Here is a 25,466-nt window from a genome sequence, read left to right as displayed (position 1 = left end):
ACGTGGCTTCTTCTTGGCCATGCTCTCCATGATGGACATCCTTCCGGGGCCGAGGCCCCTGATCTCGGATGTCCGTCAAACCGAACCAAGCCCAGGGTGTGGACGGAGTGCATGTGTCTCCCGTCCTGGCAGCAAGAGGATGACCTGCAGTGATACGGCTAAGACGCTGAGGACGGCATAAGACGGATGTGGGCAGCGTCCAGAGGGCAGGGCTGGGGATGGTGATCGCGGTGCCGTCTTGGCCCCGGTTGCCGTCTTGCTCGGATGCCGGTTGACCTGCGGCTTTACGGCAGGGACGGCAAGTACGGCAACCGGGAGGCGCGGCCCGGGTCTCAGCCCTCGCTTCGTTCGGGGCTGGGGCTGAGGGGGTGGACAGTGGGGCAGTAGCGCCGCCAGGCGTCCAGGAACTTGTTGCGCGTGTAGCCCTTGCGCTGCGTCCTGTCGGGCAGACGCACGTTGCCCGAGCTGATGCCGAACTCGCGCAGCATCGAGCCGAGATCGCGTGCGGTCAGGCCGCCGCGTCCCCATTCCGCCCAGGGGCTCTCGGGGTCCTGCCGAAGGTGGGTGAGGAGTTCGTCGGTGGTGAGGCTCTCGGCCTCGCGCTGAGCGACGAAGACGCGGCGGATGTCGGCGAGGATGCGTGCCCCGCTGGGGTGGTCCTCCTCGGCCTGGGCCTCGGCGGCGACCATCTGCGCACACGCGGTTCGCGCGCGGCGGGGCCAGTGGCCGCCGGCCAGGTCGGCGGTGATGACCAGGGGTTCCCAGGTGTCGGCGGCGCGGTCTTCGACCGGCATGACTGGCTCCAGGTTCGCCGCTTCGTCCAGCAGCGGCCTGGTCCATCGTGCGATGCGGTCGCGCAGGCCGTGCAGGGTGGGGGTGTCGCGGCGGGAGCGGAAGGGCGAGACGTGCTCGCCCTCGGCCCGGCGGCGCATGCGGATGACCACCGACCGGTCCATGATCGTGTCGGGCAGATCACCGATCCCCGCGAGGGCCGCCATGGCGAAGGTGGCGAACTTGTGGGGCGTGTGGTCGTTGCCGACGACGCGGGTGACGTAGCGGTTGCGCTGGTGTCCGGCGTTGAGCAGACCGCGCATCTCCTCGTTCTTCTCCGCCTGCTTCGGGGTGCCGAAGATGGTGTCCGCCTCATCCACGAGGAGGGTGGGCGGCTCGTCGGTAATCGAGCGGAAGATCGCTGCCGGGGTGGTGTTGATGGTGAGCATCGGCTCGTGGACTGTCTCGGTCAGCACGTCCAGCAGCCGCGACTTGCCGCATCGCTTCGCCGGTCCCACCACGGCCAAGCGCGGGGCGTGCTGCCAGGCGGGCTGCAGGTGGGTTGCTGCGACCCACAGCGTCACCGCGTCCAGCGCCTGCTCGGAAGGCAGGATCACGAACCGGGCTATCTGTGACCGCAGTTCGTCCAGCAGGCCAGCGCCTTCGGTCGCCTCCGTGTCGGCTGTCTCCTGTGGCTCATCGGGCTCTCCCGCCTCCGGCATCGGCACCTGCTCGTCCGGTGCTGCCGAGTCCTCCGCCTCATGGCTGGCGACAGGATCGATGCCCTCTGTGGCGGAAGCCTCGGTCAGGTGGGCGCCAGGCTGGCCGGGAATCGCGACCGGCGGCCAGGAGGAATGGGGGGATGCGCTCGTGGCGTTCGGGGTCGTAGGGTGCAAGTTGAACTCCTCCCGGTGGGGCGCAGGGCTGTGCTGGCCCGTTTCCACCGCTTGATCGGTTTGCAGTCGGTTACTGGGGTTCGCTGGGCCCTTGGCGTCGGAAGCGCCGGGGCCCGTTCTCTTTGGCGCCACGAAGGCCGCCCTTGATGCGACGAGGACACTACGTCCAGGCCTAGCGGCAGTCCATCCGATCTGTGTCAGCTCAGCGCAGAACCATCCACCAGCGTTCACGCTGCGAGGCCCAGCAGGTTCAGCAGGTCGGCGGTCACGACGCGGTACGCCTTGCCCAGCCGTAGGACCTTGCACGGGTACTGGCCCCGCTTCGCCAGGCCGTACCCCTTGCTTCGCCCCAGCCCCAGCGCCCGGTTGCCGGTGTCCAGGTCAATGGCAGCAGGGAGAGTCAGCAACTCCTCCCGGGTCATGCCCTTCGACTGGTCGGCGATCTCACCCTTGTGCATACGGCCCTCCGTTCACGACTGAGCCCTCGGCGAACGCGCCAACACGTCCGGCTCCAGGCAGTCGATAACCAGTCTGACCGAGCTAATGTGTCGCCATGACACAATGCGATTCCGACCATGGAGATGACGGGGACGACGTCCCCGAGTGGGCGGACCAGGTCATGGCCACGGTGGCCGCCGAAGTCCGACGGCGGAGGAAGGAGCTGCGCATGAGCGCCCAGGACCTAGCCGACGCCTGCGCGGAGATCGGCTACCCAATCCCGCGCAACGTGATCGCCAACATGGAGTCCGGCCGACGCTCCACCCTGCCCCTGGTCGAGGTCATGGTCCTGGCCAAGGCCCTCCGCACGCATCCGATCTGCCTGCTCTACCCGGTCGGCTACGTCCGCGAAGTCCAGAAGCTCCCCCTCCGGGAACCCGAGCCGACTTGGAACGCCATGCACTGGTTCACCGGCGACTCCGACGGGTTCGGCGTCGAGGACGCGATGCTTCGCCGCTTCCGCGCCCACGCACGCGCCGAGCGTGCCGCCCTCGCTGCGCTGGAGGGCGAGAAACGAGAGCGATGGAAAGCGGAGACAGCCGACAACCCTGCCGACCAGGAGGACGCGTTGCGCGCCCAGGCCGACTACGCCGAGAGAGCCGCACTCGCCAAGTACCGCCTCCGCAGCGCACGCGCCTTCATCCGCGAAGACGGCGGCAACCCACCCCACCTGCCACCTGAACTCGCTGACGTTGACCCGCCCACCACCAACACCACCGAGGAGAACAGCATTTGAAGGGCTCCACCCACCGCCGCTGCTACTGTCGCGATCCCCAGACCGGCAAGCCGCTCGGTAAGTCCTGTCCCAAGCTCTCCAGCCGCAAGCACGGCTCGTACTCCATACGCCAGGAACTTCCGCCGCACGAGGACGGCAGCCGCCGCTCCTTCAGCCGTGCCGGCTACGAGAGCTTGAAGGCCGCCCAGGCCGACCTTGACCACGTCCGTGCTCTCCTCGGCCTGGCCGACGCTGACGACGCCGAGGGGCTGGCCCAGATCGCCAAGCTGCTGGAGACGGTGGCCGACGAGAAGGCCCCGTTGCCGGACGTCGATGCGACCCGGCGTCGCCTCAGCCACGGCTTGGACCTGACCAGCCGACTCACGGTCGGCGAGTGGCTGGACACGTGGCTGTCGGGCAAGAAGGGGCGGCAGAGTGCCATCAGCCGCGACGAGAGCAACATCCGGGTGCACCTCAAGCCGAGGATCGGGCACCTGCGGCTTGACCGTCTCCGGGTAACCCACCTCTCGGAGATGTTCGAGGCCATCGCCGAGGCGAACGTCGAGATCGCCGAGGGGAACACCGCACGGCGCAAGGCGTTCGAGGACCTCGCCCAGATTCCCTGGAAGGGCCGCGAGCATCGCGCACGGCGCAAGGCGATGAAGGCCGCCATCGCCGAGATGGAGCCTTACCGCCGCATCGTCGGTCCGGCCACGCGTCAGCGCGTGCGCTCCACGCTGCGGGCCTCGCTGAATGCCGCGATTGCACAGCAGCTGATCACCTTCAACCCGGCGGCTCACGTCGAGCTGGAGGCGGGCAAGCGGCCCAAGGCGCTGGTGTGGACGGAGGAACGGATTCTTCACTGGAAACGCACCGGCGAGAAGCCCTCGCCGGTAATGGTGTGGACGCCGGAGCACACCGGCCTCTTCCTCGATCATGCGGCGGAGGACCGTCTGTACTCGCTGTTCCATCTGATCGCGTTCCGCGGCCTGCGACGAGGCGAGGCGTGCGGCCAGAAGTGGACCGACACGCACTTGGACGCGGGGCTCATCACCGTCGCCAAGCAGCTCGTCGTCGACGGCTGGGAGGTATACGAGGACGACCCGAAGACCGATGCTGGCGCGCGGACCATCGCACTGGACTCCGGTACCGTTCAAGCCCTGAGGCGGCACCGCCTGCAACAGGACAAGGAGCGGAAGGAGTGGGGTCCCGCCTGGGTGGAGACCGGCCGGGTCTTCACCCGCGAGAACGGCGAGCTGCTGCACCCCGCCAACGTCACGCGCCGGTTCATCGAGCTGTACGAGGAGATCGGCCTCCCGCCGATCCGGCTCCATGATCTGCGTCACGGCGCGGCGACGCTGGCTCACGCGGCCGGGGCCGACCTGAAGGACATCCAGGAGATGCTCGGGCACTCCTCGATCACTATCACCGCGGACACGTACACGAGCCTCCTCCCCGAGGCCGACCTGGCGATCGCCGAGGCCGCAGCTCGTCTCGTACCGCGAGCGCGGGCCAAGGGCACCCCGTCCGCGGAATCCGGGCCCGACGAGGCCGACGAGTCCATGCCGGATCATGCTGATCCGTCGGGCGAAAACTCGGGGTCTGGCGCCCCGTCCGCTCACGCATCGCTCACGCAAACGGCCCCGGACGAGGAGTCCGAGGCCGAATAGAACGCCTCCCTGGGGAGAAACCCCAGGTCAGCGCGTTACCGCATGGTGCCCCCGGGCAGATTCGAACTGCCGACACCCGCTTTAGGAGAGCGGTGCTCTATCCCCTGAGCTACGGAGGCGCGGGCCGCCGCTGAGGGCGGCCCAGAACAGGGTAGCGGATGGGGGTGCGCCGGTGGTGGGCGGTGGGACGGTTGCCGGTACGGGTAGGGGATCGGGCGTTCCGGGTCAGCCCGCGACGCGCTCCCCGTGCAGCCACGCCACCTTGTCGTAGAGGTCGTCCGCCGAGAGCGCGGACATCATCGCGTTGCGGGCCTGGGCCTCCGGGCCCGACAGGTGGTAGAGGCGGGTGCCCATCTCGCGGGCGACCAGCTGGGTCCTGGCCGTGCGGTCGTGGCGTTCGGCGTTGTACTTCTCCAGGCGCTGGACGGTGTCCTCCTCCGGGGCGTCCAGGAGGGAGCCGATCACCACGGCGTCCTCCAGTGCCATGCACGCGCCCTGGGCCGCGTACTGGAGCATCGGGTGGGCGGCGTCGCCGAGGAGGGCCACGCGGCCGTCCGTCCAGGTGTCGACCGGGTCGCGGTCGCACAGCACCCACTCCTTCCAGTCCGCGCCCAGCTCCAGCAGGCGGCGGGCTGTCTCGCCCAGCTCCGGGAAGCGGTCGAGCACGTGGGCGCGTTCGGCTGGGCGGCCCACGACCGCGTCGCGCGCGCCGTTGTCGCGGGTGGCCGCGAGGTTCAGGTGCGTACCGCCCGCGATGGGGTAGTGGACGAAGTGCCACTTGGGGCCCGCCCACAGGGTGACCGTGTTCCAGCGCAGCTCCTCCGGGACCAGCTCCATCGGGATCACCGAGCGGTAGATCGTGTGGCCGGACACCCGCGGCTCCCCGTCGCCGACGAGCTGCCGCCGGATCGCGGAGCGGATGCCGTCGGCGCCGATCAGGGCCGTGCCGGTGAAGCGGCGGCCGGTGTCGGTGACGGCGGTGACGCCCGTCGCGTCCTGCTCGTACGAGGTGACGGTGAAGCCAGCGGCCAGGGTGACGGCCGGTGCGGCGCGGCAGGCGTCGAGGAGGGCCTGGTAGAGGTCGCCGCGGTGCACGACGGCGTACGGGTTGCCGAAGCGCTCGCGGTAGCCGCCGGTGAGCGGCATGACGGCGATGCGCTCGTCGGTGGTGCCGTCCATGAGGCGCAACTCGTCGATGTGCACGGCTCGTTCGCGTACCGCCTCGCCCACGCCGAGCCGGTCCAGGGCATGGAAGGCGTTCGGGCCCAGCTGGATGCCCGCGCCCAACTCGCTGAACGCGTCACGGCGTTCGAGGACGGTGACGTGGTGGCCGCTGTTGTTCCGCGCGATGCCGAGGGCCGCCGCGAGGCCGCCGATGCCACCACCGGCGATGAGGATCTCCGCCATCTTTCTTCCTTCGTCGTTCAAGGGGCAGGGGGTCGCGCGCTCAGGCTCCGGGCGTGCCCGTGGCGGGCACGGTGTGGCCGGGGAAGAGGCGGTGGAGCTCGGCGTGGAAGCCCGGGAAGGTCTTGGCCACGCAGGCGGGGTCGTCGAGGGTGATGCCGGGGACGGCCAGGCCGAGCACGGAGAAGGCCATGCCGATCCGGTGGTCGCGGTAGCAGGCGATCCGGGTGCCGGCGGGCTCGGCGGGCTCGATGGTGATCCGGTCCTGGCCGACCTCGGTGCGCACGCCCAGGGCGCCGAGGTTGCGGGCGACGGCGGCGATGCGGTCCGACTCCTTGAGGCGGGCGTGCGCGATGCCGCGGATGGTGATGGGGGCGTCGGCCAGCGGTGCGATCGCGGCCAGCGTCATGAAGGTGTCGGAGATCTCGCCCATGTCGACGCAGAAGCCCCCGCGCAGCCGCCCGGTGCCGGTGACCGTGGTCGCCCGCTCGCCGGTCTCGACCCGCGCGCCGGTCCGGCGCAGGACGTCCACGAAGCGGAGGTCGCCCTGGAGGCTGGCGCGGCCGAGGCCGGGCACGGTGACGGCGGTGCCGGTCACGGCGGCCGCGGCGAAGACGTACGAGGCGGTGGAGGCGTCCGGTTCGACGGCCATGTCGATGGCGGTGTAGTCGCCCGGGTCGATCCGGATGGTCCCGGCGGCGTCCTCGGTCACCTGCGCGCCGAAGCGGCGCATCAGGGCGAGCGTCATGTCGATGTACGGGCGGCTGACGAGCTCGCGTGCCGAGAGGGTCAGGGGGGTCTGCATCAGGGGGGCCGACATCATCAGGCCGGTCAGGTACTGGCTGCTCAGCGAGGAGTCGAGGCCGATCCGGCCGCCGTACAGGCCCTCGGACTCCACCACCAGCGGCAGCCCGCCCTCGGGCGCCGTGCGCACCCGGGCGCCCAGCTCCACCAGGGAGTCGGTCAGCGGCCACAGCGGGCGGGCGCGCAGCTGGTCGGTGCCGTCGAAGGTGAACTCGCCGGAGCCGGTGCCCGCGAAGGGCGGCAGGAAGCGGGCCGCGGTCCCGGCGTCGGCGCACCAGACGTGGGCGCTGCCGACCGGGCCCCTGCCGTTGCCGGTCACCTCCCACACCTCGTCGTCCGGCCCGGCCACGACGCGGAAGCCGAGCGCGGACAGCGCCGTACGGAAGGCGAGCGTGTCCTCGCTGACGAGCGGGGCCCGCAGCCGGGTGGTGCCGACGGCGGCCGCCGCGAGCAGCAGGGCGCGGTTGGTGATGCTCTTCGAGCCGGGAATGCGGGCCGTCAGCGGAGAACGCGGTGGGTGAGTCGTGACGCTGGTCGTCATGACCGTCCTTCGTCGGGTGCGGGTGAGAGTGCCAGTGCCAATGCCAAGGCAATGCCAGTGCCGATGCGGGCCGGCTTTTGGCTGGTCGCGCAGTTCCCCGCGCCCCTTACGGGCGCGGTTCCCCATGTGTTGATGCGACATTGGCTGCCTGAAGGCCCCCGCTTCAACCGATTCGGTGCGACTTCGTCAGGAACGGTTCACGCGGCCATGTCGGCGACGGCCTCGGCCACGGCCTGAAGGGCGAGCCGGTAGGAGCCGAATCCCAGTCCCGCGATGGTCGCCGTGGCCACGGAGGAAATCACGGAGACATGCCGGAAAGGCTCCCGCGCATGGGGGTTGGAAAGGTGCACTTCGATGACGGGCGCCGAAATCATGGCCACGGCATCACGCACCGCATAGGAATAGTGCGTGAAAGCAGCCGGGTTGAGCACGACGGGCGTGTGCGCGTCGGCGGCCTCGTGCAGCCATCCGACGAGCTCGCCTTCCGTCTCGGTCTGCCGGACCTCGACCCGCAGGCCGAGGCCGTTGCCGGTCCGTACGCACTCGGCCGCCAGCTCGGCGTACGTACGCGACCCGTAGACATGCGGTTCCCGCAGGCCGAGGCGGCCCAGGTTGGGGCCGTTGAGCACGAGGACGCGGGTCACGCGGGCACCGCCAGGCCGCCCTCGTGGAGCAGGACGAGGCGCGTCAGCGCGACGCGGCCGGAGATCTGGAGCTTGGCGAAGATGTGCCGCAGGTGGGTGTCGACGGTGTGCGGGGAGATGCTGAGGACGCCCGCGGCGGCCCGGTTGGTCAGACCGTCGGCGACCAGCCGGGCCACGCGCAATTCGGCGGGAGTGAGGCTCGCCCATCCGGAATTCAACACTGCTGCGGGCATGACGAAGTTCTCCTCGGTCGGTCCGCTCGTCGGCGGGAATCGCCGCTTGCGGATCCGACTGTGCAGGGGAGTGAAAAGGGCCCGCAACGCGGAAAGGCCCACTTCGTCAGGTGCTGACGTCAGCCCCGGGCGAGCCGGGGGAAGAGCGCCAGGGCGTTGTCACGGCCGATCGCCGTGCGCTGCCGCTCGTCCCAGCCCGGATAGGTGTGGAATCCGGTGACGTTCTCGGTGGTGTGCTCGGCGGGCATGAAGGGATAGTCGCTGCCGAACAGGATCTTGTCCGGAGCGGCGAGTTCCGTGAGCGCGGGCAGCGCGAATTCATTGGCCGACATGGCGATGTCGTAGTAGATGCCGCGCAGCGAGGCGATCACATCGGCGGGGGCGCGCCCGGTGAGGTACTTGCCGATGGTGGGCCCGTAGGTGAGCCGCTTGGCGAGGAAGGGCAGGGTGCCGCCCGCGTGCGAGACGATCAGCTTCAGGTGCGGGAGCCGCTCCAGCACGCCGCTGAAGAGCAGGCTGACCACGGTGCGGGTGGTCTCGAAGGTGAAGTCGTAGAGCGACGGCGGCAGGTCGAAGGTGGCCAGGTCCTGGGCCGGCGGGGCGGCCGGGTGGACGTGCAGCGGCAGTCCGCGCTCGGCGATCTCCGCGAGCAGCGGCTCGAACTCGGGGTCGCCGAGGTAGCGGTCGCCGTAGCTGGTGAGCATGCCGACGCCGTCCAGCCCCAGCTCGTCGACCGCGTAGGCCAGCTCGTCCTTGGCGGCGGCTACATCCGGCAGCGGCAGGATGGCGAACGCACCGAAGCGGGTGGGGTGTTCGGCGATGAGCGAGGCGTAGAACTCGTTGACCGTGCGGGCCATGCGGACGCGGTCCTCGCCGTGCAGGAAGCTGACGCCGGGGGCGGTCACGGACAGGACGGACGCGGCGATGCCGTGCCGGTCCATGACCTCCAGGCTGGCATCGGGGGACCAGGTGGGGTAGTCGACGCCCGGGATGGCGACGCTGTCGCCGAGTGCCTCCCGGTAGGCCGGCGGGATCGCGTGGTGGTGGACGTCGATCAGACCGGACGGGTTGTTCACGGGGATCTCCATGGGTCTTCGGGTCGGGCTGTCATCGCTGGTCGGCGGTGCCGGGTGGCAGGGCGTCGAGGGTCACGCCGAACCAGGTGCGGTACGCGGCGAACACCGCCGCGTCGTCCGCCAGTTCCTCCTGGACGCGGTGACCGCGCTCCGTGCGGGTGAGGGTGCGCCCGCTGAGGGTGACCCGCCCGGTGGCGGTGGGCAGCGAGCACACCTGCCGGGCGAGGAAGGGGGACTGCGGCGCGCTGCGGAACCACCACACGGTGGGCGCGAAGTCGGCGAGCTCGCGCGGCCGGGTCTCCAGCCGGTACTGGAGCTCGCCGTCACGCAGCAGGTCCAGGTCGCCGTGGGGCGCCTCCGCGAGCTGGAACGTCCCTTGCGGGTCGGGCTGTTCGGCGCGGACGTCCAGGCGGAGCGGATGGCGGAAGCCGCGACCGTAACCGACGTCGACGAGCCAGGGCTCCGGGGTGTCCTCGGTGGTCACGCGGAGGATCAGGTGCCCGAGCAGCGGCCCGAGTTCACCGTCCTCCAGCACCCGGCCGGGGAGCGGCTCGACCCCGAAGCCCAGGGCGCGCAGCAGTTCGTAGAAGGCGCCGTTGAGTTCGTAACAGCAGCCGCCCCGCTCCCGCCCCACGATCTTCTCCAGGGCCGGGGTGCCGAGGCCGATCGGCATGCTGGGCCTGCCGAAGGCGAAGTCGACGTTCTCGAAGGGCACGGAGAGGACGTGGCGCTCGTGGAGTTCGCGCAGGGCGGCGGAGTCGGGGCGTTCGGGGGGCTTGGCGCCGATGCGGCGGAGGTAGGAGTCGACTTCCGCGGCGGTCAGGCCACCCGGCTCCGTGGCGGTGTTCTCAGGCATGCCGGCGGCGCTCTCAGACATATTCGGCGGCGTATCGGGCGACGATGCGGGCGGCCTTCTCCACGTCCTCGGCGTACTGCGCCGCCTCCGGCGCCGGGCGGCCGTCGTCGGCGGAGACGCCCAGCTCCTTGAAGAAGCGCTCGAAGCCGCCGGGAGTGAAGATGATCAGCATCTTGCAGGGGGTGTCGCTGACGTTCTTGAAGGCGTGCACCTTGCCGCGCGGGACGAAGATGAAGGCACCGGCGCCGACGGTCTGCGAGAGCTTCTCGTTGGAGATCTCCAGCTCGCCCTCGATGAGGTAGAACGCCTCGTCGGAGTCGTGGTGAATGTGCAGCGGCGGGCCGCCGCCCGGCGGCACGAGGGCCTCGATCAGCCCCAGGGAGCCGTGTGTGTTCTCCTCGTCCGCCTTGATCGTGTAGTGGTCGCCGAAGACCCAGCGCTTCGGCCCCGCCTTCGGCGGGATGTAGACGATGTCCTCGGACTCCTCGAAGCTCACGTGTGTTCCCCTCTCCCTTCCTGCCGGAGCTCCTACTCCACGTGGTGCGCCCGTTTTTGGCATCACGTGATCCCGTGATTTCCGTGCACCGCACCCGTGAATACGGGATGGCAGCGGCGCGCGGGGCGGTCAGGGTGGGAGGGCGCGGCGCGCGGCGCCGTTCGTGACAACGCACGAGGAATGGATGGGAACATGACCGCTCGATTCGCAGGCAAGGTCGCGCTCGTCACCGGTGGCGGCTCCGGCATAGGCCGCGCCACCGCCCTGGCCTTCGCCCGGGAGGGGGCCACCGTGGTGGTCGCCGGGCGGACGGCCCGAAACCTCGCGGAGACGGTCCGGCTGATCGAGGAGGCGGGCGGCCGCGCCGACGCCGTCACGGCCGACATCGCCGTCGCCGCGGACGTGGAGCGCCTGGTCGGTACCGTCGTCGAGCGGCACGGCGCCCTCGACATCGCGGTCAACAACGCGGGTTACCTGCCCACGCCCGCGGAGCTGGCCGACCTCGACGAGGAGACGCTGGTACGGACCCTGGGCATCAACGTCGTCGGCACCTGGCTGTCGATGAAGCACGAGGTGCGCCACATGCGGGCCCACGGCGGCGGGGTCATCGTGAATGTGGGGTCGGTGGTGGGCGCGCACCTGACCATCCCGGGCGCCGGCGCGTACGGCGCGAGCAAGGCGGCCGTCGCCGCGCTGGGCCGCAGCGCGGCCCGGGAGTACGCGGCCGACGGCATTCGCGTCAACACGCTCAGCCCCTCGTCGATGGACACGCCCATGTCCCTGCTGGAGGGCGAGACGGAGGCCGAGCGCACCGAGCGCGCCAAGGGGATGTTCCCGCTGGGCCGCATCGGCAGTGTCGAGGAGGGCGCGGGGGCGGTGCTGTGGCTGGCCTCCGAGGAGTCCGGTTTCGCGCTCGGCCACGACCTCGTCATCGACGGCGGCATCACCGCCTGACGGACCGCGCGCTTCCCGTCGCGCACATGTGCCCCGGTCCCGCGCTGCGGGGGACCGGGGCACTGTGCGCAGAGGCGGCCTGGACGGGGGATATCAGGCGTCGGCCCCTGCGAGCTCCTGCCGCAGGTCGGCTGCGGCGGCCGGCGCGGCCGGCGTGCGGCGCTGGAGGGCGCCCGCCCACACCGCGCCCAGCAGGCCGAGCACGCCGAGGGCGGCACCGACCCACGCCACGGACTCGTAACCCCAGTTCGCGCTGATGGCCAGGCCACCGAGCAGCGGCGCCAGGGTGTTGCCGATGTTGAAGGCGGAGGTGTTGGCGGCGCCGACCAGGGTCGGGGCGCCGGGCGCGACGGTGAAGACGCGGGACTGCAGGATCGGGTTGGTGACGTAGCCGGTCAGGCCCAGGAAGAAGACCGCCACGACCGTGACGACCACGTTCTGCGCCGTCAGCGCGAGGACCACGGAGGCGATGATCAGGCCGCCGAGGCCGAGGACGAGGGTGCGGATCGGGTGCGACTCGGCGACGCGGCCGCCGATCGACATGCCGATCAGTCCGCCGACGCCGAACAGCGCCAGGAGGGCCGGGACCCAGCCCTCGGAGAGGCCGGTCACGTCGGTGAGCACCGAGGCGAGGTAGCTGAAGGTGACGATGACGGCGCCGAAGGCGAAGGCGGTGAGGGCGTAGGAGAGCCACAGCTGCGGCCGGGCCATGGCGCGCAGTTCCGCCTTGACCGTGCGGGTCTCCTCCTTGGTGCCCTTGCCGCCGGGGATGGCGAACACCGAGCAGAGGAGGCTGAGGAGGGTGAGGGCGGCCACGGCCCAGAAGGCGGCGCGCCAGCCCGCGAACTGGCTCAGGACGGTGCCGGCCGGGACGCCCACGATGGTGGCGAGGGTGAGTCCGCTGGCGACGACGGCGATGGCCTTGCCCTTGGCGCTCACCGGCACCATGGTCACGGCCGTGGCCACGGCGACGCCCCAGAAGCCCGCGTAGGCCAGTGCGCTCACGATGCGGGTGGCGAACAGCAGCCCGTAGCCGGGCGCGACGGCGCCGACCACATGGGCGGCGATGAAGACGGCCTGGAGCGCGACCAGCGCGGTGCGGCGCGGCCAGCTCAGCGTGGCGACGGCCAGCAGGGGCGCGCCGACGACCATGCCGATGGCGAAGGCGGAGATGAGCAGTCCGGCGTCGGGGATGGAGACGCCGAGGTCGTCGGCCATGTTGGGCAGCAGGCCGGAGAGCATGAACTCCGAGGTGCCCTGGGTGAAGATGCCGAGTCCGAGGATGTAGACGGCGAGTGGCATCTTCCCGGCCCGCCCGGGGTCTGTGGTCTTCGAGTCGAGTGCCATGGAAGGCCCTCCAGTGCTTTGGGGATCGGTGGTTTCTGAGTCGGGTCCACGAACCGGACGTACGGCGCCCTCGACTCCACGGTCAGGACGCTAGCACATTCTGGAGCGGCTGCTTCAAAATGACTGAGGTCCGAGAGACGAAGCTGCGGGAGCGTTCAACTGCCGGAGCAGCAGGGCGGTCTGTACGCGCTGCCGCCCGTGCGGGCCGGAGATGCCGAAGCCCAGGCTCCGCTCGATGCGGGCGACGCGCTGCGCGACGGAGCTGTGGTGCAGATGGAGGAGTTGGGCGGCGACCCGGACCGAGGGGGTGCGGCACACCGCGTCCAGGGTGGCGAGATCCTCGCTCCCCAGCCCGGCGAGTGCCGCGGTGTCGGGGTGGGCGAGAGCGGCGTCCCCGGGGATGTCCGCGAGCAGGGCCAGGGTGCCCAGTTCGGTGGCGTCCACCGTGTTCGGCCAGGTGGGGCCGAGGCCCGCGAACCGTGTCGCGCGCCGCGCCTGGGCCCAGGAGTCCGGCAGCCGGGCCGCGGTGCCCGACGGGCCCGTCCCGACCGCCACCCCGTCCGGCAGCCCGGCGGTCACCCCTTCCGGCAGCGCCGGGCCCCCGGGCCCCGCGTCGGCGGGGCCGGGGAGCAGGATCGCCCCGACGGTGGACCACAGCGCACCGAACGGGGCCGGGCGGCCGAGCCGTGGGTGGGCCGCGCTCAGCGCCCGCGCGCAGGAACACAGCGCCCTCCGCATGAGGACGGCGTCCGGCGCCACGACGGCGACGGCTCGCAGCGGCTCGTCCGGGCGCAGGCCCAGCAGGTGCAGGGCCCGTGACCGCTCGGCCTCGGGGCCTCGCGTGGTGAGCGCGGCCTGCACCAGGGCCGGATCGCCCCACTGCGGGGGATGCGCCGAGGGGGAGAGGGACCCGGCGCGCTCGAAGGCCAAGGCCGTGGCGAGCGCCAGGCGTTCGAGCACCAGCCCGTCGTGCGGCCAGGCGCCTCCGGTCCGTTCCAGCCAGACCTCACCCACCGTCCGCCCGTCGACGACGACCGCGCGGCTGCTCGTCGGTGCCGCCTCGCCGGGCGGCAGCGCGCGGGCGTCGGGGCCGTAGCGGTGATCCGCCGCGCGGCGGTGGTCCGCCGTCCCGGCCGCGCACTCGGCGAGCAGGGCGGTGGCCCGGGTCAGGGCGTCGGGATCCGAGTGGTTCTCCACCAGCCGGTCGAAGTAGGAGATGACGCGCAGGGCACCCGCCGCGGCCGGGTCGAGACGCGACAGGCGCAAACCGTGCATTCCCGGAGGCTGGACAGCCTGTCCGGCCTGCCGCGTCCGCGGCGAGGGGACTCTGTCAGGTTGCCCGCCGGGTGGCGGGCGACGGGCTCCGATCACCGACAGGGCGCGGTGGTCAGCGCCCCCGGCCCGGCGGGAGGGTGGCCCCATGAGTGAAACCTCCCCCGCCGTACCGGCACCCCGCCACGGCTACCACCCCGAACTCGCCCCGCTCGTCGAGGGGATCCCCTACCTCGACGTCACCGACCCGCCCGCCGCCCGCCGCGCCATCAAGGAGCTCGAAGCGCAGTGGCCCCCGGTCGACACCAGCCGGATCACCGTCACCGAGCGCACCGTCCCCGGCCCCGACGGCGCCCCCGACGTCACCGTGCGCGTCTACACCCCCGGGATACCCGGGCCGCACGGCGGTCTGATGTGGTTCCACGGCGGCGGCTTCGTCATGGGCGACCTGGAGACCGAGCACCAGCACTGCGTACGCCTCGCGTCCGACGCCGGGTGCGTGGTGGTCAGCGTGCACTACCGCCTCGCGCCCGAACACCCCTTCCCCGCAGGCGTGGAGGACTGCTACGCGGCCCTGGAATGGGTGGCGCGGCACACCGGTGAGCTCGGCATCGCCCCGGACCGGCTGGGGGTCGCCGGATGCAGCGCCGGCGGCGCGCTCGCCGCGGCGGTCGCGCTGATGGCCCGGGACCGCGGCGGCCCGGAGCTCGCGCTCCAGCTGCTCACGTTCCCCGTGATCGACGACCGGATGGACACCCCGTCCGCCCGGCGCTTCCACGACACCCCCGTATGGTCCACGCCGCACTCCCGGGCCGCGTGGCGGCACTACCTCGGCGAGGGCCACGAGCACCGCGAGACCTCGCCCTACGCGGCACCCGGCCGGGCCGCGGACCTGTCCGGGCTGCCCCCGGCCCACATCGTCACCGCCGAGTACGACCCGCTGCGCGACGAGGGGATCCGCTACGGCCTGCGCCTGCTGGAAGCGGGCGTCCCCACCGGGCTCCGCCAGTGGGCCGGGACCTTCCACGTCTTCGACGCCTACGGCACCGCCCTGGGCGAGCGCGCGGCCGCGGAGACCACCGCGGTCGTGAAGGAGGCGCTGGGCTCCTGAGGGGCCGGGCGGGGCCCCTGCCTGGGGTTTTTGGACGATCGCTTCAAAACCTTTAATGTGCTGACATGGCGAGGCCGAGGAAGTTCGACGAGACCCGCGTCATCGGCGCGGCGATGGACGCGTTCTGGCGCCGGGGCTACGAGGCGACCTCCACCCGTGACCTGAGCGAGGGCACCGGGCTGGGACCGTCGAGCCTTTACAACACGTTCGGCGACAAGCGCCAGCTGTATCTGCGCGCCCTGCGCTGGTACTACGAGACGGCCACCGAGGCGCAGATCGAGATCCTTCAGCGGCCGGGACCGGTCAAGGAACGGCTGCGCGAGCTCATGCTCCACGACATCGACGTCGAGGTCGACACCTCCGGCACGGGGCGCCCCGCCGGCTGCTTCGCGATCAACGCGGCCATCGAGATGGCCAGTTCCGACCCCGACGTCAAGGAGCAGGTGCACCGCCACTTCGCCAGGGTGGAGGAAGCACTCCGCGACGCGGTCGCGCGCGGCCAGCGGGCCGGCGAGATCCGCACCGACCGCGACGCGGCGAGCCTGGCCCGCCAGGTGCTGAGCACGTATTACGGACTGCACGTCCTCAGCAGGGCCCACGACGACCGGCAGGTGCTCGCGGACGTCGTGGAAGGCGCGCTCGCCACCCTCTGAGCGCACGCACGGAAATGGCGGCCGGTGTCCCCCGCGGACACCGGCCGCCACCCGTTGATCACCGCACCGCTACCGCGCGAACACCACCCCCCGCCCCGCCAGCGCCGCGACCTCGTACAACCCCTCCGTCGTCGCCTCCACGTCGAAGGACGAGCGGTGCGCCGGCGGGTAGCCGATCAGCTCGCCCGCCTTCGTGGGCAGAGGCTGCTGCGCCGCCTCGGGCGACTCCCAGACGAAGACGGCTCCCCAGCGCTCCGCCGAGCCCTCCGTGTCGGAGATCCACAGTTTCAGGCGCAGGCCGCGCACCTGGGCCCAGCTGTCCACGGCCTCCGTGCGGAGGAAGTCCCGCAGTGAGGCGACGGTCTGGCGTGAGGTGCTCAGATCCCACCAGACGACCACGACGCGCATGTCCGGATCAACTCCTCCAGCAGGTCACCGACGATGCGGACACCGTCCTCGGTCAGTACGGACTCGGCGTGGAACTGCACCGACGCGAAGCCGGGGCCGCGCAGGGCGTGCACCTCGCCGGTCGAGGCGTCGCGGCTGATCTCCACGACGGAGCCGCCGGCGTCCTCGGTCTTGTCCTCGTCGCTGCGGGCGGCGAACGTGTTGTAGAAACCCACCCGTTCGCGCCGGCCGAAGAGGTCGATCTCCCGCTGCACGCCCTGGTTGGGGGTCTCCCTGCGCACCAGGTCGAGGTCGAGCAGGGTGCACAGCACCTGGTGGCTGAGGCAGACGGCGAGGAACGGCCGCTGCCCGGCGAGCAGCGTGGTGACCGTCTCCCGCAGATGGGCGATCTTGGGGTGGCCGGTGTCGCGCGGGTCGCCGGGGCCGGGGCCCATGACGACCAGGTCGTAACCGTCGGTGGAGTACGGCTCGTCGAAGCGGCGTACGGTCACCGACAGCCCCGTGGAGCGGAGTTGGTGCGCGATCATCGACGTGAACGTGTCCTCCGCGTCGACCACCAGCACCTTCCGGCCGGCCAGCGCGGGCACGGGCCGGGAGCGGGCGTCGTTCTCCTGGAGCCAGAACCCCGCGATGTGGTCGTTGCGCGCGGCGAGCGCGGCGCGCACGCTCTCGTGGCTGCCGAAGCCCTCCGGCCTGTCCGTGCCCAGGGCCGCGAGCAGCCCGGCGGCCTTGGCCCGCGTCTCCACGGCCTCCGACGCCGGGTCGGAGTGGCGCACGAGCGTCGCGCCCACCCCGATCCGCAGCCGCCCGCCGCCGTCGATGTCGGCGGTGCGGATGAGGATCGAGGAGTCCAGGGTGCGCCCGCCGCGCGCGTCCCGGCCGATGAGGGCCAGCACGCCGCTGTAGTAGCCGCGGCCCTCCGGCTCGTAGCGGTTGATCACCCGGCACGCGCTCTCCAGCGGGCTGCCGGTGACGGTGGGGGCGAAGAGCGTCTCGCGCAGGATCTCCCGCACATCGCGGGACGTGCGCCCCTCGATGAAATACTCGGTGTGCGCGAGGCGGGCCATCTCCTTGAGGTACGGGCCCACGACCCGGCCGCCGTCCTCGCAGATCCGGGCCATCATCTTCAGCTCTTCGTCGACGACCATGTAGAGCTCGTCGGCTTCCTTGCGGTCCGCGAGGAAGTCCATCACCCCCGGCAGGGTCGGGCCGGACGCCGGATAGCGGTACGTCCCGCTGATCGGGTTCATCACCGCCGTGCCGTCGAAGAGGCTGACGTGCCGCTCGGGGCTCGCCCCCACCAGCGTGCGCCCGCCGGTGTGGACGAGGTGGATCCAGTAGGCCCCCGCCTCCTTCGCCAGCAGGCGGCGGAAGAAGGAGAGCGCGCTGTGCGGGGTGTAGCCGGTGATGTCGGCGACGTAGGACCGCTTGAGGACGAAGTTCGCGCCCGCGCCGGTGCCGATCTCCTCGGCGATGACCGTACGGGCGGTGGCCGCGTACTGCTCGTCGTCCAGGTCGAAGTGGCCGCCGGACAGCTCGGTCGGCACGTTCGGCAGGCGGCGCAGTGCCTCGTCCACCGGGACGGTGTCCTGGTCGGTGACGGTCATCGCGAGCAGCGGTTCGCCGTCGTCGGGGGCGGCGTAGCCGCGTTCGGCGATCTGCCGGTACGGGACGAGCGCCAGCACCTCGTGGCGGGGCGCGCCGACGGGGCCCGGCTCCTCCGGGACGGGCAGGCCGGCGAGCTCGTCCACCGCCACCGCGTCGCCGACGATCACGTCCAGGACGTCCGCCCCCGCCGCCTCGGGGCGGTACAACAGGGCGTAGGAGGGCGGCTGTTCGGCGATGATCCGCGCCAGCAGGTCGGTTCGCATGGGGGCTCCTTCCGTGGTCACAGGCCCGCCCGGGCCTGCTGGAGCTCGTCGAGCACGGTCGCGGTCGTGCTGACCACGGCGCAGCGCCGGGCCGCGTAGTCGAGGGCCAGGCGGTGGTCGGCCGCGCAGAAGTCGGCGACGGCGTCGGCGACCAGGAACGGCTGGATGTCGTGGGTGAAGGCGTCGACGGCGGTGCTGAGCACGCCGATGTGCGCGTAGACCCCGCAGATGACGAGCTGGTCGCGCCCGTCGAAGCGCATGCGCTCCAGAAGTTCGGACTTGAAGAAGGCGCTGTAGCGCCACTTGGTGAACACCCAGTCGCCGGGCGCCGGGGCGAGCGGGTCGACGACGGCCCGGTGCTCGGGGTCGACCCGCATGCCGGGGCCCCAGAAGTCCTTGAGCAGGCCGCGCTCGCGCGGGGTCATGCTGCCCGGCTGTGTGGTGTAGGCGACGGGGATGCCCAGGCGGGCACTGGCCTCGCGCAGGGCGGTGGCGTTGCGGACGAGGTCCCGGCCGGGCGCCTCGCCCGCCGGGAAGGGTTCGAGGAAGTAGCGCTGCATGTCGTGCAGCAGCAGGACGGCGCGGTCCGGGTCCACGGTCCAGGTGGCGGTGTTCTGGGGTATGTCGCCCTCGGTGGGCATCGGGTACGGCTCGATGGCCGGAATCCCCGGCATGTGCTGCCTCGCGTTTCTGTGGTCGTTGCCGGTGTCAGACACCGAGGGCCGCACCGCCGTCGACGGTGAGGGAGGCCAGGGTGATGTGGGACGCCTGGTCGGACAGCAGGAAGGCCACGGCCCGCGCGATGTCCTCGGGTTGCGCGACCTTGCCCAGCGGGATGCCCACGCGGTACGCGCCGAGGTCGCCCTCGATCGTGGCCCTGGGCCCGCTCTCGTCGTGCCACATCGAATTGAGCATCGGGGTGTCGGTCGAGCCGGGGCCCACCACGTTGCAGCGGATGCCGTGCCGGGCGACCTCCAGGCCCAGGGACTTGGTGAACATGGCGGCCGCTGCCTTGGACGCCGCGTAGGCCGCCATGTTGGTGCGCGGGGTGCCGGCGGCGTTCGACGCGACGGTCACCACGGCGCCGTGGCCACGGGGCACCATGCGGTTGACCACGGCGCGGGAGACGTGGAAGACGCCGGTGGTGTTGACCGCGAAGGTGGCCGCCCAGTGGGCGTCGGAGAGTTCCCTGGCCGGGCCGAGCCGGAGCACCCCGGCGGCGTTGACGAGGTGACCGACCGGGCCGAGGCGGCGTTCGGCCTCGTCGACGACGGCTTCGACGGCGGCGCTGTCCGTCACGTCGGCGGGGAACGCGGTGATGTCCAGGCCGTCGGCCGCCGCACGGCCGGCCGCTGCCTTGAGCGCGTCGGCGTCCCGGTCGACGGCGGCCACCGACATGCCCTCTTCCGCGAGCAGGCGGGCGATCGCCTCACCGATCCCGCCCGCGGCTCCGGTGACGAGCGCGACTTTTCCGTTCACTGCTGAGCCTTTCGTCGGCGGCGCTGTGCGGGCGGCGGCCCGCGGGCCGGCTGTCATGCCCGCCAGACCGCGGCGACCTGTACGGCCTGCCGGGGGTTGAGGCGGGGGTCGCAGAAGCTGGTGTATTTGTCGCCGACCCGGTCGAACGCCGTGTCGGTGCAGACGCATTCGGTGACGTCGTCCGGGGTCGTCTCCAGATGGAGTCCGCCGGGGATGCCGCCGTGTTCGGAGACTGCGAGCTGGAATTCCTCGACCTCGCGCATCACGGTTTCGAGCATGCGGGTCTTCAGGCCGTCGGGGCCGCTGACGGTGTTCCCGTGCATGGGGTCGGTGAGCCAGACGACGGGGTGCCCGGCCGCGCGTACGGCCGCCACCAGCGGGGGCAGCTTCTCCGCCACGTTGTCCGCGCCCATGCGCGCGATGAGCGTGAGGCGGCCGGGCTCGCGCTCCGGGTCGAGCTTCTCGCACAGCCGCAGGACCTCGTCGGTGGTCATGCTCGGACCGACCTTGCAGGCCACGGGGTTGACGACCTGGGAGAGCAGGGTGACGTGCGCGCCGTCCACCTGGCGGGTGCGCTCGCCGATCCACGGCCAGTGCGTGGACGCGAGCAGCGGGCGGCCCTCCTCGTCCCGGCGGACCAGGGGGAGTTCGTAGTCGAGCAGCAGCGTCTCGTGGCTGGTCCACACCGGCGGGCCGATCCGGCGCGGCAGGTCGGAGCCCGTCCACCCCAGGTGCCGCACCACCTCGCTCGCCGCCTCGTAACCCGCCAGCAGCCGCCGGGGGTCGGGCCGCCGCAACTCGGGGTCGGGGCTGGGGTCGTTGACCATGTGGCCGCGGTAGACCGGCAGCTCGCGGCCGTCGACGATCTCCGTCGGGTTGGAGCGCGGCTTGCCGAACTGGCCCGCCATCCGGCCCACGCGCAGCACGGGCTTGTGCGTGTTCATCCGCATCGCGCCGGCGAGGGTGTCGAGCAGCGCGGCCTTGCGGGCGACGTAGCCGGGCGTGCACTCCGCCGGGTCCTCGGAGCAGTCGCCGGACTGCACGACCTGGACCCTTCCGGCCGCCGCCTCCGCGAGCTGGGAGCGCAGTGTCCGTACGTCCGCCGCGTTCACGAGAGCGGGTTTCTCTTTGAGTTCCGCGTGCGTACGGCCGAGATCCGCGTGATTCTGCCAGTCCGGCTGCTGCTGTGCCGGAACAGTTCGCAGGAGTGACATATCGCTGTCCACTGAATTCCTCCATGGCGATCGGGCGCGGCCCCCTCGTAAGGGAATTCCAGGGAACGGCGCCCATGGAGTCTGTGACAGCCGGAGCGGGGAGGTGAAGGGGGTAATCCCTACTTCGTCAGGTGAGGGGGAGGGTGATTTCCCGGGCCCGGAAAGGCATTTCGCATGTGCCTGAAGGCTGTCAATGCGCGTCGGTCCACTCCATCAAGTCGCGGCCGGGGCAAGGGCGATATGACGGAGTGGTCCGCTTCGGCTCGCCGCCGCGACCGGGGCCCTGGGAGGGTGGTCGGCGTGGCACCGGCGCGGGGGCTGGTCCGTACCTTTGGCCGGCCGGTTCGCTTGAATGGGAAACGATCACAAGGGAGTTGGGGCCGTCCGCGCGTGGGGGAGCGGTCCCTCGCCGGGGTAAACTGTTCCACGCTGTCCGAAATGGTGCGCGACCCGTGGCTCACGCCGCAGGCCGCGTGACCGGCGGCCCGCCCAGGCTGTTCCACCAGGCCCTGCTGCGGGCGGAGTTGCGGGCGCGGCGTTCCGCGCGAACGGCCGGCGTGAACGATACGAGCCATGCGGGAGGCGCTGGTTGAACATGGGCCCGTCCCCTGACGAGAACGACGGCACCGGCGTCCTGGGGCAGCTGACCGCGGAAGGCGTCTCCCTGTGGCTGGCCGGCCTCGGCCGGGGCCACCTGGCCGACGGCACCCTGGCCCGCGTGGTCGCGGAGCGTACGGTGCGCGGCGCCGTGGCGGACCGGCTGCCCGCCGGTGACATCCGCCGGGCCTGTGACGTCCTGCGTGAGGTGTTCACCGCCACGCGCGGCAGGGACGGCTGGGTGTCGGTGAGCGCCGGCCCCGGCCCGGCCGACGAGGCGGCACGGGCACTGGCCGACGCGGTGGCCCGGCCCAACGTGCTGATCAGGACCGGCGCCACCGACGAGGGTCTGACCGCCGCCGCGGACTGCCTCGCGCGGGGCATCGGCGTCCACGTCGGCCCGGTCTGCGGCCCGCGGGGGTACGCCGCCGCGCTGGACGCCTGTTTCCAGGGCCTCGAACGGGCCTTGGAGCAGGGCCGCGAGCCCGCCGCCATTGTCGTCCAGGTGGACGCCGGCCGCCTCGGCGACCACGTCGACGCCCTGCTCGCGCGGTCGGCCGACCCCGGGGCCGGAGCGCTGCGCGGCACGGTGGCCCTGGCCGCGGCCCGGCTCGTCTACCGCGCCCACGACGAACTGCTCGGCACCGCCCGCTGGCGCGCGCTCGTGGCACACGGCGCCCGCCCGCCCCGCCCGTTGTGGGCCACCGACGCGCGCGGGGCGGGCGAGCTCGTGGGCTGGGGGACGGTGAGCGCGCTGTCCGCCGCCGCCCTGGAGGAGCTGGCCCGGCACGGGAGCGCGCACGGTGACACCCTCACCTGCGGGCACCGGGCCGCCGGTCAGGTGGTGGCGGAGCTGGAGAGGCTCGGCATTCCCTTCGACGGGACCGCGGCCGCGCTGGAGCGGCCCGCCGCCTTCCCGGAGCCCGCCGCCGTCGCCTGACCGCCCCTGCCGTCGTCCCTGCCGGGGAAGCCGCCACGGGCCAGGGCCAGCAGCGGGGCCGCCTTCACCGCCGTCTCCTCGAATTCCGCCTCCGGGTCGGAGAGGGCGATGACGGCCCCGCCGACGCCGTACCGCACCCGCCCCGGTGTCACCACGGCGGTGCGGATGACGATGCTCAGGTCGGCGGCCCCGGACAGCGAGAGATAGCCGATCGCACCCGAGTAGATGCCGCGCGGCCCCGCTTCGAGCCGGTCGATGATCTCCATGGTGCGGACCTTCGGCGCCCCGGTCATCGAACCGCCGGGGAACGCGGCGCGTACGCACTCCACGGCGCTCGCCCCGGGCCGCAGGCGCGCGCGGACCGTGCTGACGAGCTGGTGGACGGTGGCATAGGTCTCGACGTCGAAGAGCCTCGTCACCTCGACGGAGCCCGGCTCGGCGCACCGCCCGAGGTCGTTGCGCACCAGGTCGACGATCATCAGGTTCTCGGCGCGGTCCTTCTCGTCCGCGCGCAGGTCCGCGACGAGCGCGGCGTCCTCCTCCGGGGTGGCGCCGCGCGGCCGGGTCCCCTTGATCGGCTTGGACTCGGCCGTGCCGTCCCGGGAGATCCGCAGGAAGCGCTCGGGCGAGGTGCTCAGCACCGAGAGGGGCCCGAAGCGCAGCAGCGCCCCGAACGGCGCCGGGCTGACGCGGCGCAGGTGGCGGTAGCCCTGCCAGGGATCGAGCTCGCCCTCGGCCTCGGCCATGTTCGTCAGGCACACCTCGTAGGTCTCGCCCGCGGCTATCTCCCGCCGGCACGCGGCGATCAGGTCCAGATACGCCGCGCGGTCGTGGCGCAGCCGCACCCCGGAGAGCGGCGCGGGTGGCTCCGACGGGGGCGCTCCGGCGCCGGCGAGTGCCGCGAGTGCCTGGGCGGTGGCGTCGAGCCAGGCCCGCGCGGCGCTCTCGTCGCCGTCCTCCGCCAGGGCCAGGAGGTGGGCGGTGCCGGTCAGATGGTCGAGGACCAGGGCGCGGTCGGCGAAGACCATCGCCGCGTCGGGCTCCTCGGAGCGGTGCGCGCGGGTGCCGCCGCACTCCGCCTTCAGCTCGTACCCGAGAAAGCCGACCCAGCCCAGGGCGAAGTCGAAGGGCAGCTCCGGGACGTCGGTGGCGCACCCGCGCAGGTCCGCGTCCAGCCACGCGAGGAACTCGCCGGTGACGACCTGCGTGCCGGCGGCCGACCGCACGGAGACGGTGCGGGTGCCGACATCGGCCGTGGCCACGCGGGCGAGCGGACCCGAGGCGTCCCCCATGACGGAGAAGCGGCCCTGGGGCTCTTCGCGAGCGCTGCTGTCCAGCCAGAAGGCGTGCTCACTGCCGTGGAAGAGCGCCTCGAACGCGGCCTCCTCGTCCCAGCGGACGGGCAGCCGCTCGGCCAGCACCCGCAACCGCCGCTGCCGTCTGCGGGCCGGGGGCGCGGCCGGAAGACCCGTAAGCCGTACGGGCGCGGGCCGTCCCGCCCGGTGCTCGCGGGTCAAGGCGGCGAAGTTCGCGAGGAGTTCGTGCCCGTACTCGGTGCGGATCGACTCGGGGTGGAACTGCACGCCCCACATCGGCCGTCGGCGGTGCCGGAGCCCCATGAGGACGCCGTCCGGTGTCCAGGCCGTCGCCTGAAGCTCGTCGGGCAGGTCGGTGACCGCGAGCGAGTGGTAGCGCACCACCTCGAACGGCGTGGGCAGCCCCGCGAACAGCCCGGTCCCGTCGTGCAGGACGGGCGAGGTGCGCCCGTGCCGGGGCTCCGGGGCGCGCCCCACCGTGGCGCCGTGCCGGAGGGCGATGCCCTGGTGCCCCAGGCAGACCCCGAGCAGGGGCAGGTCGCAGCGGTCCACCAGCTCCCGGCAGATGCCGAAGTCGGTGCCGCGCTCCGGGGTGCCGGGGCCGGGGGAGAGGACGACGTTGTCGAACTCCGCGAGCCTGCCGGTCCGCCAGGAGGGGTCGTCGTTGCGGACGACCACCGGCTCCCGGCCGTTGACCGTGGCCAGGTGGTGGACGAGGTTGTAGGTGAAGGAGTCGTAGTTGTCGATGATCAGTGTGCGCACGATTGCCCCGTAGCTCGCGGTGTCCTGACGGCGGACACCTCCAACAGCGTGTGCTCGACCGGGACCGCGCCGTCGCGGACGGTCGTGCGGCTCAGCTCCCGCAGCTCCCGGCCGCACTCCCGCGCCGCCCGGCGCAGCGCCTCGGTGTCCCCGCGGCTGGAGAAGTGGAGCAGGGCCCGGCCGCCGGGCGCCAGCCGGAGGGGTGCCTGCTCCAGATACCGCCGGTGGGCGGCGTAGCCGGGATCGACGTACGCCCGCTCGTGGACCGAGCGGTAGCGGTAGCCCGGCGGCGCGAGGACGAAGTTGGAGTGCCAGTAGACCGTGTCGAAGCGCTCGTCGTCCTCCAGGCCGGCGAAGAGATCGCCGCGCACGGCCCGGACCCGGCCGGAGACGCCGTGCCGCGCCGCGTTCAGCGCGGTGTTCCGCACGGCGTGCGGGTTGATGTCCGAGGCGGTCACCCGGGGGCTGCCGGCCAGGGCCGCGCTGACGGCGATGATGCCGGTGCCGCACCCGATCTCCAGCAGTGAGCCCCGCCACGGCCACGGCCGCGGCCCGGTCAGGCCCAGCAGGCCCATGGCGGCGCCGGTCGACGAGGTGTGCGGCGGCGCGAAGACCTGGTCCAGCAGGTCCCACTCGCGTCCGTTCATGGTGAAGGTCCGCGGCCGGTCCTCCCGCGTGAGGGAGTCCTGGCCGCGCTCCAGGGAGCGGAGGTAACTGCGGACTTCCGACATCTGATCCCTGTGCCCCCTACAGCAGAACGTCATCGCCGGGTGCTGCCACAGCCCCGTTTATTGATCATGGCCTGGGTAATGAAACGGCAAAAGGTGATCCCGTGACACTGTCGGCCGCCGGAAGTGGTGCTCAGGTCACCACCCCCCGTGCCGTCCTTACGTTTCCTTGTCGCGCACCTGCCCTGACGTGGGGCCGAATTAACCAAA

General features: G+C 72.1%; 24 protein-coding genes and 1 tRNA gene. 6 read left to right on the top strand and 19 right to left on the bottom strand.

The window, feature by feature from the left end; all coding sequences use genetic code 11:
* Positions 1-332: 332 nt before the first annotated feature.
* The gene (locus ACFY1P_RS25545; RefSeq protein WP_390751969.1) at positions 333-1,667 is read right to left on the bottom strand and encodes a DUF3631 domain-containing protein; all 1,335 of its coding nucleotides are present in this window, start codon (positions 1,665-1,667) and stop codon (positions 333-335) included.
* 227 nt (positions 1,668-1,894) lie between these two features.
* Complete coding sequence (locus ACFY1P_RS25540) at positions 1,895-2,125, bottom strand: hypothetical protein (RefSeq protein WP_390751968.1); 231 nt, start codon at positions 2,123-2,125, stop codon at positions 1,895-1,897.
* Positions 2,126-2,220: 95 nt separating this feature from the next.
* Here ACFY1P_RS25540 and ACFY1P_RS25535 point away from each other — a divergent pair, with 95 nt between their 5' ends.
* Positions 2,221-2,901, top strand: a complete 681-nt coding sequence (locus ACFY1P_RS25535) for a helix-turn-helix domain-containing protein (protein ID WP_390751967.1) — start codon at positions 2,221-2,223, stop codon at positions 2,899-2,901.
* Positions 2,898-4,550 (top strand): tyrosine recombinase XerC, encoded by a 1,653-nt coding sequence (gene xerC, locus ACFY1P_RS25530; protein ID WP_390751966.1) that lies wholly within the window; start codon positions 2,898-2,900, stop codon positions 4,548-4,550. The genes ACFY1P_RS25535 and xerC overlap by 4 nt, the downstream gene beginning before the upstream one ends.
* 43 nt (positions 4,551-4,593) lie before the next feature.
* On the opposite strand, the gene ACFY1P_RS25525 is transcribed toward xerC, so the two are convergent.
* From ACFY1P_RS25525 to ACFY1P_RS25490, 8 genes are all read right to left on the bottom strand, one after another.
* A tRNA-Arg gene (locus tag ACFY1P_RS25525) sits at positions 4,594-4,669 on the bottom strand.
* 106 nt (positions 4,670-4,775) lie between these two features.
* Positions 4,776-5,957 carry a 3-hydroxybenzoate 6-monooxygenase gene (locus tag ACFY1P_RS25520; protein ID WP_390751965.1) on the bottom strand — a complete coding sequence of 394 codons (1,182 nt, stop codon included), beginning with the start codon at positions 5,955-5,957 and terminating at the stop codon, positions 4,776-4,778.
* Between the two features lie 40 nt (positions 5,958-5,997).
* Complete coding sequence (aroA, locus tag ACFY1P_RS25515; RefSeq protein ID WP_390751964.1) at positions 5,998-7,299, bottom strand: 3-phosphoshikimate 1-carboxyvinyltransferase; 1,302 nt, start codon at positions 7,297-7,299, stop codon at positions 5,998-6,000.
* A gap of 197 nt (positions 7,300-7,496) precedes the next feature.
* Positions 7,497-7,943, bottom strand: coding sequence for a type II 3-dehydroquinate dehydratase (aroQ, locus tag ACFY1P_RS25510; RefSeq protein WP_361524739.1), 447 nt, complete (start codon positions 7,941-7,943; stop codon positions 7,497-7,499).
* Positions 7,940-8,176 carry a helix-turn-helix transcriptional regulator gene (locus tag ACFY1P_RS25505; RefSeq protein ID WP_361524736.1) on the bottom strand — a complete coding sequence of 79 codons (237 nt, stop codon included), beginning with the start codon at positions 8,174-8,176 and terminating at the stop codon, positions 7,940-7,942. Before ACFY1P_RS25505 ends, aroQ begins: the two co-directional genes overlap by 4 nt.
* A 119-nt stretch (positions 8,177-8,295) precedes the next feature.
* Positions 8,296-9,252 carry an amidohydrolase family protein gene (locus ACFY1P_RS25500; RefSeq protein ID WP_390751963.1) on the bottom strand — a complete coding sequence of 319 codons (957 nt, stop codon included), beginning with the start codon at positions 9,250-9,252 and terminating at the stop codon, positions 8,296-8,298.
* Between the two features lie 31 nt (positions 9,253-9,283).
* Positions 9,284-10,129 (bottom strand): arylamine N-acetyltransferase, encoded by an 846-nt coding sequence (locus ACFY1P_RS25495; protein ID WP_390751962.1) that lies wholly within the window; start codon positions 10,127-10,129, stop codon positions 9,284-9,286.
* Positions 10,122-10,604, bottom strand: a complete 483-nt coding sequence (locus ACFY1P_RS25490; RefSeq protein WP_361524727.1) for a cupin domain-containing protein — start codon at positions 10,602-10,604, stop codon at positions 10,122-10,124. Before ACFY1P_RS25490 ends, ACFY1P_RS25495 begins: the two co-directional genes overlap by 8 nt.
* A 192-nt stretch (positions 10,605-10,796) precedes the next feature.
* Here ACFY1P_RS25490 and ACFY1P_RS25485 point away from each other — a divergent pair, with 192 nt between their 5' ends.
* Positions 10,797-11,558, top strand: coding sequence for an SDR family NAD(P)-dependent oxidoreductase (locus ACFY1P_RS25485; RefSeq protein WP_390751961.1), 762 nt, complete (start codon positions 10,797-10,799; stop codon positions 11,556-11,558).
* Positions 11,559-11,651: 93 nt separating this feature from the next.
* Here the strand turns inward: ACFY1P_RS25485 and ACFY1P_RS25480 are convergent, their stop codons facing one another.
* The gene (locus ACFY1P_RS25480) at positions 11,652-12,905 is read right to left on the bottom strand and encodes a Cmx/CmrA family chloramphenicol efflux MFS transporter (RefSeq protein ID WP_390751960.1); all 1,254 of its coding nucleotides are present in this window, start codon (positions 12,903-12,905) and stop codon (positions 11,652-11,654) included.
* A 114-nt stretch (positions 12,906-13,019) separates the two neighbouring features.
* Positions 13,020-14,180, bottom strand: a complete 1,161-nt coding sequence (locus ACFY1P_RS25475; RefSeq protein WP_390751959.1) for a PucR family transcriptional regulator — start codon at positions 14,178-14,180, stop codon at positions 13,020-13,022.
* A gap of 145 nt (positions 14,181-14,325) precedes the next feature.
* Between ACFY1P_RS25475 and ACFY1P_RS25470 the strand changes: the two genes are divergently transcribed.
* Both ACFY1P_RS25470 and ACFY1P_RS25465 read left to right on the top strand, forming a co-directional pair.
* Positions 14,326-15,288 (top strand): alpha/beta hydrolase, encoded by a 963-nt coding sequence (locus ACFY1P_RS25470; RefSeq protein ID WP_361524717.1) that lies wholly within the window; start codon positions 14,326-14,328, stop codon positions 15,286-15,288.
* A 65-nt stretch (positions 15,289-15,353) separates the two neighbouring features.
* Entirely contained in the window at positions 15,354-15,941 is a 588-nt protein-coding gene (locus ACFY1P_RS25465; RefSeq protein WP_361524714.1) for a TetR/AcrR family transcriptional regulator, read from the top strand.
* Positions 15,942-16,010: 69 nt separating this feature from the next.
* Here ACFY1P_RS25465 and ACFY1P_RS25460 read toward each other — a convergent pair whose 3' ends face one another.
* The 5 genes from ACFY1P_RS25460 to ACFY1P_RS25440 are packed head-to-tail and all read right to left on the bottom strand — an operon-like array spanning position 16,011 to position 20,913.
* On the bottom strand, positions 16,011-16,349 hold the full coding sequence (locus ACFY1P_RS25460) for a hypothetical protein (RefSeq protein WP_390751958.1): 339 nt from the start codon (positions 16,347-16,349) through the stop codon (positions 16,011-16,013).
* Positions 16,319-18,220 (bottom strand): anthranilate synthase family protein, encoded by a 1,902-nt coding sequence (locus ACFY1P_RS25455; RefSeq protein ID WP_390751957.1) that lies wholly within the window; start codon positions 18,218-18,220, stop codon positions 16,319-16,321. The genes ACFY1P_RS25460 and ACFY1P_RS25455 overlap by 31 nt, the downstream gene beginning before the upstream one ends.
* A 17-nt stretch (positions 18,221-18,237) precedes the next feature.
* Complete coding sequence (locus tag ACFY1P_RS25450) at positions 18,238-18,894, bottom strand: isochorismatase family protein (protein ID WP_361524705.1); 657 nt, start codon at positions 18,892-18,894, stop codon at positions 18,238-18,240.
* A gap of 34 nt (positions 18,895-18,928) precedes the next feature.
* Entirely contained in the window at positions 18,929-19,699 is a 771-nt protein-coding gene (locus tag ACFY1P_RS25445) for a 2,3-dihydro-2,3-dihydroxybenzoate dehydrogenase (protein ID WP_390751956.1), read from the bottom strand.
* 53 nt (positions 19,700-19,752) lie between these two features.
* Positions 19,753-20,913 carry a 3-deoxy-7-phosphoheptulonate synthase gene (locus ACFY1P_RS25440; protein WP_361524699.1) on the bottom strand — a complete coding sequence of 387 codons (1,161 nt, stop codon included), beginning with the start codon at positions 20,911-20,913 and terminating at the stop codon, positions 19,753-19,755.
* A 595-nt stretch (positions 20,914-21,508) separates the two neighbouring features.
* Between ACFY1P_RS25440 and ACFY1P_RS25435 the strand changes: the two genes are divergently transcribed.
* Positions 21,509-22,450 (top strand): transaldolase family protein, encoded by a 942-nt coding sequence (locus ACFY1P_RS25435; RefSeq protein ID WP_390751955.1) that lies wholly within the window; start codon positions 21,509-21,511, stop codon positions 22,448-22,450.
* Here the strand turns inward: ACFY1P_RS25435 and pabB are convergent.
* Together pabB and ACFY1P_RS25425 are read right to left on the bottom strand one after the other, a co-directional pair.
* Positions 22,348-24,528, bottom strand: coding sequence for an aminodeoxychorismate synthase component I (pabB, locus tag ACFY1P_RS25430; RefSeq protein ID WP_390751954.1), 2,181 nt, complete (start codon positions 24,526-24,528; stop codon positions 22,348-22,350). The two genes, ACFY1P_RS25435 and pabB, sit on opposite strands and share 103 nt — an antisense overlap.
* Entirely contained in the window at positions 24,516-25,259 is a 744-nt protein-coding gene (locus tag ACFY1P_RS25425; protein WP_361524692.1) for a methyltransferase domain-containing protein, read from the bottom strand. The genes pabB and ACFY1P_RS25425 overlap by 13 nt, the downstream gene beginning before the upstream one ends.
* Positions 25,260-25,466: the final 207 nt, after the last annotated feature.

The sequence above is a fragment of the Streptomyces sp. NPDC001407 genome (assembly GCF_042895325.1).
Classification (GTDB): Bacteria; Actinomycetota; Actinomycetes; order Streptomycetales; family Streptomycetaceae; genus Streptomyces.
Note: the sequence above shows the minus strand (reverse complement) of the source record. Positions and strands in the feature narration are given on the sequence as shown.